This window comes from Asanoa iriomotensis, from assembly GCF_016862515.1.
Classification (GTDB): domain Bacteria; phylum Actinomycetota; class Actinomycetes; order Mycobacteriales; family Micromonosporaceae; genus Asanoa; species Asanoa iriomotensis.
In genome coordinates, this window is the sequence record NZ_BONC01000037.1 from 34,039 (window position 1) to 47,988 (window position 13,950).

The window sequence follows — 13,950 nt, forward strand, 5'->3', positions numbered from 1 at the left end:
CCCTGATGGTTAGAGGCAGGCGGTTCGGTGGCGGCGCGGCCGCCGTTCTTCTCGCGCTCGGCCTGGCCGGCGCGGTGCCCGGCACGGCCGGCGCGGAACGCGTCCGTGCGGGCACCCTGACCACCGCCAGCGCGCCGTCCGCGGCGCTGGGCGGCACCATCGACTACACCGTCTACCTGCCCTACGGCTACGACCCGGCGGGCGCGACCCGCTACCCGGTGCTCTACCTGTTGCACGGGCGCGGCGACACGATGCAGGCGTGGACGCGGGTCAAGGCCGACCTCGACCGGATGATCTCCGACAAGACCGTGCCGCCGGTGATCGCGGTGCTGCCCGACGCGCCGTGGAGCAGCCGCGGCAACTACTACGTGGACTCCGCCTACACCGGCGCCGACGACCCGGGGCGTCCGGTGGAGACGGCCTTCACCGTGGATCTGGTGTCGCATGTGGACGCCACCTACCGCACGGCCGCGCACCGCGGCGCCCGGCTCGTCGGCGGCTACTCGATGGGCGGTGCCGGCGCGCTGCGCTACGCCCTGGCCCACTCGGACCTGTTCGCCAACGCGCTGGTGCTCAGCCCGGCGGTCTACAACCCGCTGCCGCCGGCCGACTCGTCGGCGCGGGAGTTCGGCGCGTTCGGCGCGGGCGCGGAGAAGTTCTCCGACGAGGTCTACCGGCGGCTCAACTATCCGGCCCTGCTGACCGGGCGGGACCCTGATCTGCCGGTGCGGATGTACATCGCCGTCGGCGACGACGAGTGGGCCAACCCGGACCCGGCCGACGCGGCGCACGACCTGGACTACGAGGCCGCGACGCTCTACAACAACGTGCGCCGGGCCGACGGGGTGGCGGCCGAGTTCCGGGTGATCGACGGCGGGCACGACTGGGACGTGTGGCGGCCGGCCTTCGTGGACGGTCTCACGCACCTGGCGGGCACGTTGAGCGCGACGCCGCCGGCCGGGCTGCCCGGCCCGCCGCACGGGACCGCGAGTCAGGACTGGGCCGGCGGCGTCGCCGCGCACCCCGACGGCGCCACGACCATCGGTTACGCCGCGTCGGGTCCGGTGGCGGGCCAGCAGTACGCCGGTGGGCTGGACGCGGTGGTGAGCCGGATCGGTGGGTGGACGACGCAGTTCGGCACGCCGGCCAATGACCGGCTCTACGGCGTCGTCCCGCTGGATGATGGTGGGGTGCTCGCGGCCGGCTACTCCCGTGGCGACCTCGACGGCGCACATCCGGGCAGTCCGGCCGACGACGGCTTCGTGACCCGGCTGACCGCCGACGGGCAGCGCGCGTGGCTCACCCAGGCCGGCGATCCCGCCAAGGCGGACCGGTTCTACGCGCTCGCGCCGGCCCCGGACGGCGGTGCCTTCGTCGCCGGATACACCAGCGGGTCGTTCGCGGGCGAGGCCTCGGCCGGAGACAAGGACGCGGTGCTGGCCCGGGTCGCGTCGGACGGCCGGATCGTGTGGAGCCGGCAGCTCGGCGGCCCCGGTGAGGACAAGGCGCTCGCGGTCGCGGTCGACGCGAAGGGCGTCTACGTGGCGGGCAGCACCTCGGCCGCCATGCCGGGCACGACATCGCTCGGCGGGCTCGACGGCTGGCTGGCCCATTACGGGCTCGACGGCAACCGGAACTGGGTGACCGCGGTCGGTGGGGACGGCGACGACCTGCTCGGTGGTGTCGCGATCACCTCTGACGGGCTGGCGGTGGCCACCGGGTCGACCGGCGGTGCCGGCGGCACGGACGCGCTGACCGTGGCGTTCACCAAGGCCGGCAAGGAGCGCTGGCGGGCCGTGACCGGGGGCCGCGGCACCGACGCGGGCGCCGAGGTGGTGCCGGCCGCCGACGGGTCCGTCACGGTGGTGGGCTTCACCAGCAGCACGCTCGGTCTGCCGGTCGGTGGCGCCGACGTGCTCACGCTGCGGCTCGACCGGCGGGGCAAGCAGTTGGGCGTGGCGCAGTTCGGCAGCGCCCGCGACGACGCGGCCGACCCGTTCGGCGAGGAGAACGTCTACGCGACCCGCGCCGCCGATGGCCGGCTGCTGGTCACCGGCTTCACCGCCGGCGGTGCCCTCGGCAGCGGTGACGTCTTCCTCGCCACCGTCGACCCGGTGAAGGGGACTCCATGACGGCGCCACTGGCCGGCGTGAAGGTCGTCGACCTGGCCACCCTGTTCGCCGGGCCGCTCGCGGCGGCGTTCCTCGGTGACTTCGGCGCCGACGTGGTCAAGGTGGAGCATCCGGCGAAGCCGGACCCGGCGCGCGGGCACGGCCCGGCCAAGGACGGCGTGGGCCTGTGGTGGAAGGTGCTGGGCCGCAACAAGCGGACCGTCACCCTGAACCTGTCCGATCCGGACGGTGCCGAGGTGCTGCGGCGGCTCGTCGCCGACGCCGACGTGCTGGTGGAGAACTTCCGCCCTGGCACGCTCGAGCGGTGGGGTCTCGGCCCGGCCGAGCTGCACGCGGTCAACCCCGGGCTCGTGATCGCCCGGATCAGCGGGTTCGGCCAGGTCGGCCCCTACGCGCGCCGGCCCGGGTTCGGCACCCTCGCCGAGGCGATGAGCGGCTTCGCGGCCGCGACCGGCGAACCCGACGGCCCGCCGACGCTGCCGCCGTTCGGGCTGGCCGACTCGGTGGCCGCGCTGGCCACGGCGTACGCGGTGATGCTGGCCCTGCGTGCCCGCGACGCCGGCGGTGGCACCGGGCAGGTGGTCGACCTGGCCATCATCGAGCCGATCATGGCGATGCTCGGGCCGCAGATCACCTGGTACGACCAGATCGGGTACGTCCAGCCGCGGCTCGGCAACCGCTCCAACAACAACGCGCCGCGCAACACCTACCGGTGCGCCGATGGCCGCTGGGTCGCGGTGTCGACCAGCGCGCAGAGCATCGCCGAGCGGGTGCTGCGCCTGGTCGGGCGTCCGGAGCTGGTCGACGAGCCGTGGTTCGCCACGGGCAGCGGCCGGGCCGCGCACGCGGACGAGCTGGACGCCGCGGTGGGTGCCTGGGTGGCCGAACGCGGCCGCGACGAGGTGGTCGCCGCGTTCGAGGCGGCGCAGGCGGCGGTGGCGCCGGTTTACGACGTGCGGGACATCGTCGCCGACCCGCAGTACGCCGCCCTCGGCACCGTCCACACCGTCCCCGACGAGGAGCTGGGCGAGGTGCGGATGCAGAACGTGCCGTTCCGGCTCTCCGGCACGCCGGGCGAGATCCGGCACGCCGGGCGCCGGCACGGCCAGGACACCGACGACGTGCTCGGCAAGCTCGGCTACGCCGCCGACGAGCTGGCCGCCCTGCGTACCCGAGGCGTGATCTGATGCTGTTGACCTGGCTCTACGTGCCGGGGGACCGGCCGGACCGGTTCGCCAAGGCGGTGGCGTCGGGCGCCGACTCCGTGATCCTCGACCTCGAGGACGCGGTCGTGGCGGGCCGGAAGGCGTACGCCCGGGAAGCGGTCGCCGAGTTCCTGGCCGTGCCGCAACCGGTGCCGGTGCAGGTCCGGGTCAACGAGCAGATGGGCCCGGACGTGGCCGCGCTCGCCGGGTTGCCGGGGCTGGCGGGGCTGCGGCTGCCGAAGGTGGAGTCGCCGGCGACGGTGGTGGAGGTGGCATCGCGGGTCGACGTGCCGCTGCATCCGCTGGTCGAGTCGGCGGTCGGGCTGGAGGCCGCGTACGCGATCGCGTCCGCGCATCCACGGGTCGCCTCGCTCGGTCTCGGCGAGGCCGACCTGCGCTCGGACCTCGGCGTCAGCGACGACGACGGCCTGCTGTGGGCCCGCGGGCGGGTGGTGGTCGCGGCCCGCGCGGCCGGCCTGCCTCCACCGGCGATGGCGGTGTACGCGGACGTCGCCGACACCGACGGCCTGGCTCGTTCCTGTCGGGCGGGCCGCCGGCTCGGCTTCCTCGGCCGCACGGCGATCCACCCCCGCCAGCTGCCGGTGATCGTGGACGCGTTCCGGCCGTCCGAGCGCGAGGTCGCTCGGGCCGTCGAGCTGCTGGCCGCGGTCGCGGAGGCGGAACGCCGCGACTCCGGCACCGTCGTGCTGCCCGACGGCCGGTTCGCCGACCGCGCCATGGTCGCCGCCGCCCGACGCGTCGTCGATCTCGCCGCCCGCCTACCCTCGGCACCATGACCGGTGCAGGGGAGGAGCTCGGCGCGCTCATCGCCGAGCTGGAGGAGCAGGAACGGCGCCTGGTGTTCACCAGGTTCGACAACGACGACGCGTGGCGGCTCGGCAGCCTGATCGTGGGGCTGGCGCGGGAGCGGACCCTGCCGATCACGGTGGACATCCGCCGGCACGGGCACCAGCTCTTCCACGCCGCGCTGCCCGGCACCACGCCGGAGAACGACTCCTGGATCGACCGCAAGGTCCGGGTGGTCAACCGTTTCAGCGCGGCGTCGTACCTCGTCGGCCGGCGGCTGGTCGCCCAGGGGCGCACGCTCGACGTCATCGCCGGCGTCGACCCGGTGGATTACGCCCCGCACGGCGGCTCGTTCCCGATCCGGATCCGCGACGTGGGTGTCGTCGGCACGATCACCGTCTCCGGCCTTCCCCAGCAGGCCGACCACGCCCTCGTGGTGGAAGCCATCGAGAGTTTCCTGACCGCCTGACCTCAGCAGGCGACTCCGGACCGGGCCAGGCCGGTCCGGAACGCGACCAGGTCGGCCGGGGTGTCGTCGAAGCTCCAGCGGCCGTCGCGGTTGACCTGGTTCCAGACGAAGCCCGCGATCCGCGGGTTCTCCCGCAGCCAGGGGCCGAACGCCGCGAGCCAGGCGCGTTTCTGCGGGCCGGGTTCGACGCCGACCTCGGTCAGCAGGACGGGTTTGTCGGTCAACGCGTAGATCTGGTCGAGCGTGTCCCGGAAGGTCACGCTCGGGCTGGACTCGCGGATGGCATACCCGGTCGGACCGACCACGTCGACGTAGTCCGCGCCGGGCCAGAACTCCTTGATGGTCCCGCTGGCCGTGCCGCGGACGATGTTCGGCGCCCACACCCACACGGCGTTGGTGGCGCCGAGGTCGCGGAAGAGCTTCACCACGCGCCGGAAGGCCGCGGGGTACTCGCCCGGGCGGTTGTCGTTGTCGGTGCCCCAGGGGTACCAGTGGCCGTTCATCTCGTGCGCCCAGCGGATCAGGATCGGCTTGCGGTACGCGACGACCGCGCGCGCGATCTCCGCGTACTGGTCGTCGTAGGTGCCGTCGAGCGTGTGGCCGAGCTTCCACTCCGGTTGGTGCTGGTTGCGGCCCGTGGTCCACGGTTCGAGCGAGAGCAGCGGGGTGCCGGGCAGGTCCTCGAGCGTCCGCGCGGAGATGCCGCCCTGCACCGAGGTGAACACCTTGACCACCGAGGGCCGGCAGTCGACCGACCGCTCGATCGCGTCGACGGCCTGCGGCGTGCGGTTCTTGAGCATCACGCCGAACAGCGGGCGGTCGCCCAGGATGTCGCCGGCGTCGGCCACCACCGGCTTGTCCGGCGTGGGCGCGGCGGCGCTGGTCGGGCCACCGCCGGCCGGCGGTGGGGGCGTCGTGCTCGGGCCGCCGCAGGCGACGGCCGCGAGAGCCGCGGCGACGGAGACCGTCACGGTCAGGGTTCGCCGACCCCTCAGCACGTCCGACTCCCCACGCCACCATGATCGCAGATTCGCCCCATCCGCCTCAGCTCGCGCCGAGACGCACCTCACGTTCCGGCCGTCTTACGGTTCGCCGCTCCGGCTCGTCGGAGGTGTGTTGTCGGATCATGCGGAGGGAAGATCATGAGTTCAGTGTTGGACGGGTTCGGCGGCGACGTCATCGCGCCGGACGCGGCGGAGTACGCGTCGGCCAGCCGCTCGCTGCTGGCTTCGGGCAGTCCGGTCTGCGTCCTGCGACCCAAGACGGTCGAGGACGTGCGGACGGGGGTACGGTTCGCGGCCGGCACCGGACTGGTGCTGTCGGTGCGCGGCGGCGGGCACAGCTTTCCCGGCTTCGGCACCAACGACGGCGGCGTCGTGATCGACCTCGGCGAGCTCGCCGACGTGGAGGTCCTCGACGCCGAACGCCACCTGGTGCGGATCGGCGGCGGCGCGACCTGGGGCCAGGTCGCGGCCGCGCTGGCGCCGCACGGTCTGGCGATCTCGTCGGGCGACACCAAGAGCGTCGGTGTCGGCGGGCTGACGCTGACCGGCGGCATCGGCTGGAAGGTCAGGAAATTCGGCCTGGCCCTCGACAGCGTGGCCGGCGCGGAGGTGGTCACCGCCGACGGCGAGATCGTGTACGCGTCCGCGACGGAGCACCCGGACCTGTTCTGGGCGATCCGCGGTGGTGGCGGCAACTTCGGCATCGTGACCGCGTTCGATTTCGTGGCCCACCCGACGACGGACGTGTTCTACGGCCGGATCGCCTTCCCTGCCGCTGACGTGGCGGCGGTGCTGGCGGGCTGGGCGGACCACCTGCGCGCCGCTCCCGACGAGCTCACCTCCATCGCCAGCTTCGCCAACCCGTTCGCCGGCGGGCCGAAGGCGCCGATCGAGATCCACGTGACCTTCGACGGCGACGATCCGGCACAGGCCGCGCGGGCGATCGACCCGATCCGCCGGCTCGGGACGGTGCTCGAGGACGATGTCACGCTGACGCCGTACGCGGAGACGCTCGTGGACGGTATGGCGCCACCGCCGGGCATCCAGCTCGTGACCCGCAGCGCTTTCGTCGACCAGGACCAGGTGCCCGAGATCCTGCGGATCCTCGCCGAGGTCGGTGCGTCCGAGGGGTCGCCGTACATCGCCGTGCGGAGCGTCGGCGCCGCGGTCTCGCGGGTTCCGAGCGACGCGACCGCCTTCGCGCACCGGCGTGCGGAGCTGATGGTCGCCACGACAACCGTGGGCCCGCAGCCGGTGGTCGATGCCGCCCGTCCGGGTCTGGAGGCGATCTGGGACAGGTTGGCGCCGCACGTCAGCGGTCTTTACGCGAACTTCCTCTCGTCAGCCACCGAGGAGGACGTCGCCGGGATCTACCCCGCGGAGACGCACCGGCGGCTCTCCGGGGTCAAGCGTCGGTACGACCCCGGCAACCTGTTCGCCCGCAACCACAACGTCCGCGGGTAGTGACAGAAACGAAGACCGCGACGCTTTCCAGTTTGGAGGATTCCGCATTGATTGTTTCGCGGAAAGCGATTCATGTGGCCGCGGAACGGTGTTCCCGACCGCAGTGATCTTCGTTCATCGAAGGTTCAGCGTTTCCTTCGAGACTCCGTTGGACTTGACGAAAGCCAAGGTGGAAGGCGCTCGTCTTATTTGTCCAAGGGAGAGTCGAATCGTGTCTGCCCCTAGATCCAGGCTCCATTTCAGGGGATGGGGAGCGGCCATTTCGATGGCTCTTGTCCTGTCCGCGTCGGCGTTCGTTGCCGTGCCGCACGCCGCCGCGGCGGAAAGCCCGTTCCCGGCGACGGGGGTCCCGTCGCAGATCTCGATGGTGTACGGCCCCGAGGGAACGGGGCCGGTGTCGATGCGGTTCGCGTGGGTCACCGACCCGGATGTCACCGGGTCGGTGCTGGAGTACGCGACCAAGGCGTCCTACGACGCGACAGGTGAGCTCGGCAGTCGGGTGGCCGGCCGCTGGGAGCGGGCCGACATCAACGTGGCCACGAGCCAGCCGGTCAACGGACACAAGGTCGAGGTCGACGGGCTGGCACCGGGCACGGAGTACGTCTACCGCGTCGGTGACGGTGGGTCGCTGGTCAGCGAGGTCGCCTCGTTCACCACCCGGGCGGAGCGGGTCGACGAGTTCTCCTTCCACTGGTACACCGACCCGCAGATGAACGACTACGAGGGCTACGCGCGGACGATGGTCCCGGCGATGGATCGGGCCTTCAGCGAGGTGCCCGACCCGGCGTTCATGCTGTTCACCGGTGACCTGGTCAACCACAGTTACAAGTCGCAGGAGTGGGACGGCTTCTTCGAGGCACTCCAGCCGCGGGCGGCGAGCATCCCGACGTACTTCACGATCGGCAACCACGAGTACGAGGGCAATCCCGGCGACGGCTACCTCGACTGGGAGTCGCCGGACCCGTACTTCACGAACTTCGCGGCCCGCACCAACGTCCCACCGAACGGCCCGGCCTACTTCGGCGCGGCCGGCGGCAAGCCGACCGCCGTCGGCGAGGAAGCCAAGGCGTTGCGCAACACCGCCTACTACTTCGAGTACGGCGATGCCCTGTTCGTCGTGCTCAACCACTTCGACCAACTGACGCTCTCCGAGTTGCGGCCGCAGTTGGCCTGGCTGAGGACGGTCGTGCAGGCCTCGGACGCGAAGTGGAAGATCGCGGCCTATCACCACGGCCCGTACCTGGGTCGGCGCGAGCACCCGTCGAACTACCTGGAGATCACCAAGGCGTTCGACGAGGCCGGCATCGACCTGTCGATCTCCGGTCACGACGGCATGTACCTGCGCACCCATCCGCTGAAGGACGACGTGGTCGTCGGGGATGGCCAGGGCACGACGTACATCACCGGCGCCGCGGCGGGCGACGGTCAGGGCTACACCTGGAACCCGGCGATCGCGGGGGACTACACCGCGGTCTACAAGGACAACCAGGAGGCCAGCTACCAGACCGTGTCGGTCTCACCGGAGCGCATCGCCATCGAGTCGACCAGCCGCGACCCCCGCACCGGCGTCTACAGCGCCAACGACACCGTCGAGATCACCCGGTCGCTGCCCTCCTCGCTGCAGGACTGGGTGCCGCCGGCCGCTCCGGAGCCCGTGCTCGACAAGGACTTCCCGCCGCTGGTGGACGGGACCTACCGGATCAGCACACCGGAGCAGTTGATGTACGCGAGCAACAACGTCGGTGACGGGTTCGGGCAGCTTCCGCCGGACGCGCACTACGTGTTGACCAAGGACATCGACCTGAAGCACCTGCGCGGGTTCCGCCCGCTCGGCCTGGCCGGCTCGGGCTTCACCGGAACGTTCGACGGCGCCGGCCACTCGATCACCGGCCTCAACCTGGGGTACGACCAGGGCTGGGAGCGCGACGGTGCCCCGTCGCCGACCGGCTTCGTCGGCCGGCTCGGCGCGGGCGGTGTCGTCCGCGACCTCGGCCTCGTCGACGTCGACTACCGCGACGCCGAGGGCCCGGTCGGCGGCGTCGCCGGCGTGGTCACGGGCGGCACCCTGGAGAAGGTGTACGTCGCGGGCACCGTGAAGGGTGCCAAGGACACCGCCGGTGGTCTGGTCGGCGTGCTCGACGGCGGCTCGGTGCGGGACTCGTACGCCACCGTGAACCTCGACGGTGCGGCCACCACCGGTGGTCTCGTCGGTGCGATCTCCGGCGCCTCGACGGTCGAGCGCGGACTCGCGGCCGGCGCGGTGGTCACCACCGCGGACGCCGGTGGTGCGGTCGGCGACGTGCGGTCCGCCGACGCCGTGCTCGGCGGCATCGTCGCGGCGAACCGCGCCGTCACGGGCTCGAAGGCGGGCACGCTGTTCGCGGCCGCGGTCCCCGAGGCGAAGGTGGTCGGCAACGCCGTGTGGGCCGACGTGCCGCTGACCGGCACAAGAGTCGAGCAGCGCGGCGTCAGCGCGCTCACCCAGGCCGCGCTCACGGGCAAGGACACCTACCAGGGTCTCGGCTGGAACGTCGAGACGGTGTGGGGTTGGCAGCCGGCCACCGCCTCCGCGGTCGCGTACCCCTATCTGGCCGGCCTCTCCGGCCAGGTCAACACGTTGCCGTTCACGAACAAGGCCGCGCTGTCGGCCCTGCTCGCCACCGTGACCGGCGGAAACGCGCCGGACCCCGGCAAGTACACGCCGTACAGCCACCAGTTCCTCGCGGACGCGGTCGCCGCCGCCGACGCCGTGCTGGACGATCCGTACACGTCACAGACCAAGGTCGACGCCGCCGTCGCCGACCTGACCACCGCGATCAGGTTCCTCAACCCGATCGTGGCGGACAAGCAGTTCCGCGCGGCGAGCATCGCGGAGTTGCGCTTCCGCATCGCCGAGATCGGCAGGGGCCAGGACACGATCTGGGTCACCCAGGACCTGGTCGCCGACGACAAGGGCGGCCCGATCAAGGTCGACGCCGGCGCGATCCGGCTCGCGGCCGAGGAGCCGGCCACGCTCACCGCGACGGGCGACGTCTACTTCGACGTCGACGGTGCGCGGTTGGCCGTCGGTCCGAACCTGACGGTCGTGCAGGGTGCCGACAGCACCGCGCTCGCGGCGTTCTTCATGGTCCGCGACGACGGGCACCTCGGGATCGACGGCGCGACGATCCGGTCGGACGCCACCATGTCCGGCTCGCAGGGCGTGATCGTCACCGAGGGCTCCGGCCCGACCGTCACGATCGACCGGTCCACCGTCAGCGGCAGGGGCGCACGCACCATCTACGCCTACAACGCCGGGCCGCTGTTCACGATCACCGACAGCACGATCACGAACACCAACACGGCGCTCTACCGCAGCGACTACGTGCTGAACGGCAGCACGGTGATCACCGGCAGCACGGGCGGCGGCGCCGTGCTCCACGACTTCCGCGGCAGCGAGGTGGCCGGGACGGTCGCGGACAAGGTCGTCACCCTCACCAAGGCCGGCACCGGTCCCGCGGTCACCGACCCGACCTACACCGTCGCGTATCTCGTGACCGCACCCGGCGCCCCGGCACCGGACGGCCTCGAAGGCGCTCTCGCGTACACCGAGCCGATCACCCTGCCGGAGGGAGGCACCGTCTGGACCGCGCTGACCCATGCGGGCCGGCACGGCATCGTCAAGTCCTTCGTCGTCCAGGCGCCCGGCGGCCCGGCCGAACCCTCGCCGGCCTGTCTCGAAGCGCGGGCACAGGCCGAGAAGGCGGCGAAGGCCGTCGACAAGGCGGGCAAGGACGTCGACAAGGCGCAGAAGAAGCTCCGGGACGCACAGGCCAAGCTCGACAGGAGCGTGGCCGGTGGAAAACCGGACCAGGCCGTCGAGCAGGACCGGATCAAGCTCGTCAAGGCCGACGACCACCTCGACGAGACCAAGGCCACCCTGGCCACGGCCGAGTCCAATCACGCGGCCGCCCTCGCCCAGGTAGCCGCCGTCTGTCAGTAACGCCCGGCAACGGCCGCCTGACGCCGCTCGACGGCGTCAGGCGAGCCGTTGCCGCAGTCGGGCGGCCAGGTCGGCCTGCTCGGCGTCCGTCACGGGCAGGATGCCGCGGCTGCTCATGACGGCCGCGAACTGCTGCTCCGGGTACGGGACGCCGGGCGGCAGGGGAGCGACGTGCCAGTGGACGTGCGCGTTGCCCTGGTGGGAGCCGAGCGACATCAGGTAGATCCGCTCCGTCGGCAGTGTTTCCTTGAGCGCCTCCGCCACGTCGTGGACCACGTCGGTGACGTGGCGGAAGAGCGTGCGGTCGCCGGTCACGTCGACCACGTGCGCGCGGGGGACCACCAGCGTGTAGCCGAGCAGCGGGGGATAGCGGTTGAGGAACGCGGCGCAGGTCTCGTCCTCGTACACCATGTGGTGTCGGTGGTCCGGGTCCTTGCGCAGGGTCGCGCAGACGAAGCACGGGCCCGTGCGGACCCGCTGCTCGTAGGCGGCCGAGTCGAACGGGACCCTCATCGCTTCAGCGACGGGCCCGTCACCGTCGGCGGGCGGGCGCCGAGGAAGAAGACGCCCGGGAAGCCGCTCGTCTCGAAGCCGGCGCTGCGGTTGCCCGTCCAGGTCGTGTTCTCCACGCGCATCGTGCCGGTGCGGTCGTTGCTCACGAAGAACACCCCGCCGCCGCCCTCCTTGGCCGTGTTGTTCTGCACGACCGAGCCGGCGATGCGCAGCGTGAACAGGTTGCCGTCGAGGTAGATGGCGCCGCCGCTGCCGCCGCCGGGGCTGCCCGAGCGGGCCGGGTTCGCGCCGCTGCCGATCGCCTTGTTGTTGCTGAACACGCTGTTCAGCACCACCCACGAGACGCCGATGCTGGACAGCGCCGCGCCGTTCGAGCACACGCCGCCCTGGAACGTGCTGCCGACGACGTACACCGGCTCGTTGTGGAACTGGCTCAGCACCCGGATCGCCGCGCCGCCGAGGTCGGGGCCCGACGCGTCGCACCTGTTGTCGACGAACTTCGTGTTGACCGCCTTGAACCGGCCACCGCGGACGAAGATGGCGCCGCCGCCACCGCCCTCGGTCGTGTCGCCCGTCGAGTTGCCGCCGGTGAACGTCAGGTTCTGCACGGTCAGCCGCGGGTGGTCCTGGTCCTGGCAGTGGTTCGTGGTCCAGCCCTGCGCCTGGTCGCAGGTGTTCATGTAGAGGATCCGCCGCTTGCCGCCGCCGCTGAGCGTCACCTTGCCGCCGCCGTCCAGCACGATCTTCGGCCCGTTGGCGTTGCGCACCTTCGCGGTCGCGGTCATCGTGATGGTGACCGGGTCGGGCCCGCAGTTGAACGTGATGACCCCGCCGGCGGCGACCGCCTTCACCACCGCGTCGGACGTGCAACTCGCCTTCGTACCCGTGCCGATCTTCCGGTTCGGCTTGCTGGTGTCCTCGGCACGGCCCTCGGCGGGCACCGTGGCCTTGCCGCCCGGGTTGCCGAAGCTGGCGGGTTTGGCCGGTGGCTTGGGCGTCGGGCCGCGGCCGATGCCGTCGTTGCCCGCGGCGCTGGTGGTCGCCGAGGGTGACCCCGGCGTCTGCCCGGGCGTCTCGGCGGCGTTCGGCGCGGGCGAGCCCTGACCACAGGCGGAGATCAACAGCACGAGCAGCAGGGGTACGGCGGCCGCCCGGATCGTTCGCACCCGACCGACCTTAGGGGTTAGGCGTGGAAGTCCGCGAGCCGTTCGCCTTCCGCGTGCAGCCGGTCGCGCTCGGTGGCGGTCAGCGGTCGGAACTCGTCGTAGGTGAGCGCGCCGTCGGTGGCCTTCCACGTGCCGGCCACGGCGCCGTCGACCAGGAAGACCGGGAACGACTGCGGCGCGCGTACGTGGAAGATCCGTTTGCGGAACTCCTCGGGGAGGATGCCGGACCGTCGTGCGTGGACGAGCAGCGCGGCGTCCCAGTTGGCCAGGAAGCGGGGTGGCGCGTCGGCGTCGCCGTCGACGATCGTCCCGCCGGCCAGGTCGACCAGCTCGGCGCCGTCCTCGCCGCGGTAGGCGGTGGTGTCCAGCTCGGCCAGCGCCGCGCCGACGGTGGCGACCGGCAGGCCGGCCCAGGTGGCGATCTCCTTGCGGGTGGCCGGGCCGAAGCCCGTGAGGTATCGCCGGACGACCAGGACCTGCCCGTCCGAGACGCTGCCCTCGGGCGCGCCGACCCAGTCCTCGGCGAGGGCGTAGAGGTCGGCCCGGCGCCGCTCCCAGGTGCCGCTCGGTGGCTGGCGGACGAGGTCGAGCCAGAGGCCGATGCCGCTGCGCCGGTTGGCGCCGATCAGCTCGTCGATCTCGCGCTGCCGCAGCGGGCCGTCGGCGAGCGCGACCCGCACGGTGGCGGCGGCCTGCTCCATCTCCTCCGTCGACAGTGTGCCCCGCCAGGACCGCAGCGCCTGGGTGCGGCGGTCGTCGCGGACGGCGAGCGACCAGGGCCAGTAGTCGCGCCGGCTGACCACGTGGATGGTCGACCGCAGCAGCGTGCCCTGGATGATCTCGCGGTCGTGCAGGAGGCGGGTGACCGTCGCGCGCTCGACACTGGCCGCACGGGACCACAGGCCGATGTAGATCGCGGGTGAGTATTGCGCCTGTAGACCCGCCATCCGCTCCAGCACCCGGGGGAGATCGTCCTGGGAGCGTTCCAACAGCAGCTGGCGATGCAGGAGGGTCCGGTTGAGCTCGCGGCCGGTGAGGATGCGGGTCATGTCCGCCACGGTGTCATATCCGCCAGGTGGCTGATGTCTCGGTGGCGATGTGCGCGGAGGCTGGTTGTCGTGCCAACCGGCCGCCCCACAAAGCTGTGAGCGGCGGCAACCTCCAGAATCGGCCCCCGCAGGCGTCGATTCGATCGAGGTTGCCGCCGC

At 72.1% G+C, this 13,950-nt stretch carries 10 protein-coding genes; 6 read left to right on the forward strand and 4 right to left on the reverse strand.

Going from position 1 to position 13,950, the window contains the following annotated elements:
* The first annotated feature begins 5 nt into the window (after positions 1–5).
* Genes Air01nite_RS24525 through Air01nite_RS24540 form a run of 4 tightly spaced genes read left to right on the forward strand, consistent with a single transcriptional unit; the run spans position 6 to position 4,613 of the window.
* On the forward strand, positions 6–2,132 hold the full coding sequence (locus Air01nite_RS24525) for an alpha/beta hydrolase-fold protein (RefSeq protein WP_203705541.1): 2,127 nt from the start codon (positions 6–8) through the stop codon (positions 2,130–2,132).
* Complete coding sequence (locus tag Air01nite_RS24530; RefSeq protein WP_203705543.1) at positions 2,129–3,319, forward strand: CaiB/BaiF CoA transferase family protein; 1,191 nt, start codon at positions 2,129–2,131, stop codon at positions 3,317–3,319. The genes Air01nite_RS24525 and Air01nite_RS24530 overlap by 4 nt, the downstream gene beginning before the upstream one ends.
* On the forward strand, positions 3,319–4,134 hold the full coding sequence (locus Air01nite_RS24535) for an HpcH/HpaI aldolase/citrate lyase family protein (RefSeq protein ID WP_203705545.1): 816 nt from the start codon (positions 3,319–3,321) through the stop codon (positions 4,132–4,134). Before Air01nite_RS24530 ends, Air01nite_RS24535 begins: the two co-directional genes overlap by 1 nt.
* Positions 4,131–4,613: a heme-degrading domain-containing protein gene (locus Air01nite_RS24540; protein ID WP_203705547.1), complete on the forward strand. Its 483-nt coding sequence runs from the start codon at positions 4,131–4,133 to the stop codon at positions 4,611–4,613. Before Air01nite_RS24535 ends, Air01nite_RS24540 begins: the two co-directional genes overlap by 4 nt.
* 2 nt (positions 4,614–4,615) lie before the next feature.
* Here the strand turns inward: Air01nite_RS24540 and Air01nite_RS24545 are convergent, their stop codons facing one another.
* A complete protein-coding gene (locus tag Air01nite_RS24545) occupies positions 4,616–5,611 on the reverse strand; it encodes a glycoside hydrolase family 26 protein (protein WP_239090940.1) in 996 nt (331 codons plus the stop codon).
* Positions 5,612–5,755: 144 nt separating this feature from the next.
* On the opposite strand from Air01nite_RS24545, the gene Air01nite_RS24550 reads away from it, so the two are divergent.
* Positions 5,756–7,081: an FAD-binding oxidoreductase gene (locus Air01nite_RS24550; RefSeq protein WP_203705548.1), complete on the forward strand. Its 1,326-nt coding sequence runs from the start codon at positions 5,756–5,758 to the stop codon at positions 7,079–7,081.
* Between the two features lie 265 nt (positions 7,082–7,346).
* Positions 7,347–11,063: a metallophosphoesterase gene (locus Air01nite_RS24555; RefSeq protein ID WP_203705550.1), complete on the forward strand. Its 3,717-nt coding sequence runs from the start codon at positions 7,347–7,349 to the stop codon at positions 11,061–11,063.
* 36 nt (positions 11,064–11,099) lie between these two features.
* Here the strand turns inward: Air01nite_RS24555 and Air01nite_RS24560 are convergent, their stop codons facing one another.
* From Air01nite_RS24560 to Air01nite_RS24570, 3 genes are read right to left on the reverse strand one after another with little or no spacing between them, the layout of a single operon-like run.
* A complete protein-coding gene (locus Air01nite_RS24560) occupies positions 11,100–11,576 on the reverse strand; it encodes an HIT family protein (protein ID WP_203705552.1) in 477 nt (158 codons plus the stop codon).
* Entirely contained in the window at positions 11,573–12,733 is a 1,161-nt protein-coding gene (locus tag Air01nite_RS24565; RefSeq protein ID WP_373310460.1) for a hypothetical protein, read from the reverse strand. Before Air01nite_RS24565 ends, Air01nite_RS24560 begins: the two co-directional genes overlap by 4 nt.
* A gap of 26 nt (positions 12,734–12,759) precedes the next feature.
* Positions 12,760–13,791: a winged helix DNA-binding domain-containing protein gene (locus tag Air01nite_RS24570; RefSeq protein ID WP_203705554.1), complete on the reverse strand. Its 1,032-nt coding sequence runs from the start codon at positions 13,789–13,791 to the stop codon at positions 12,760–12,762.
* Positions 13,792–13,950 lie beyond the last annotated feature (159 nt).

Coding starts and splice junctions, on each gene's coding strand:
- Air01nite_RS24525 (WP_203705541.1), top strand. CDS start 6: ATGGTTAGAGGCAGGCGGTTCGGTGGCGGCGCGGCCGCCGTTCTTCTC.
- Air01nite_RS24530 (WP_203705543.1), top strand. CDS start 2,129: ATGACGGCGCCACTGGCCGGCGTGAAGGTCGTCGACCTGGCCACCCTG.
- Air01nite_RS24535 (WP_203705545.1), top strand. CDS start 3,319: ATGCTGTTGACCTGGCTCTACGTGCCGGGGGACCGGCCGGACCGGTTC.
- Air01nite_RS24540 (WP_203705547.1), top strand. CDS start 4,131: ATGACCGGTGCAGGGGAGGAGCTCGGCGCGCTCATCGCCGAGCTGGAG.
- Air01nite_RS24550 (WP_203705548.1), top strand. CDS start 5,756: ATGAGTTCAGTGTTGGACGGGTTCGGCGGCGACGTCATCGCGCCGGAC.
- Air01nite_RS24555 (WP_203705550.1), top strand. CDS start 7,347: ATGGCTCTTGTCCTGTCCGCGTCGGCGTTCGTTGCCGTGCCGCACGCC.
- Air01nite_RS24560 (WP_203705552.1), bottom strand. CDS start 11,576: ATGAGGGTCCCGTTCGACTCGGCCGCCTACGAGCAGCGGGTCCGCACG.
- Air01nite_RS24570 (WP_203705554.1), bottom strand. CDS start 13,791: ATGACCCGCATCCTCACCGGCCGCGAGCTCAACCGGACCCTCCTGCAT.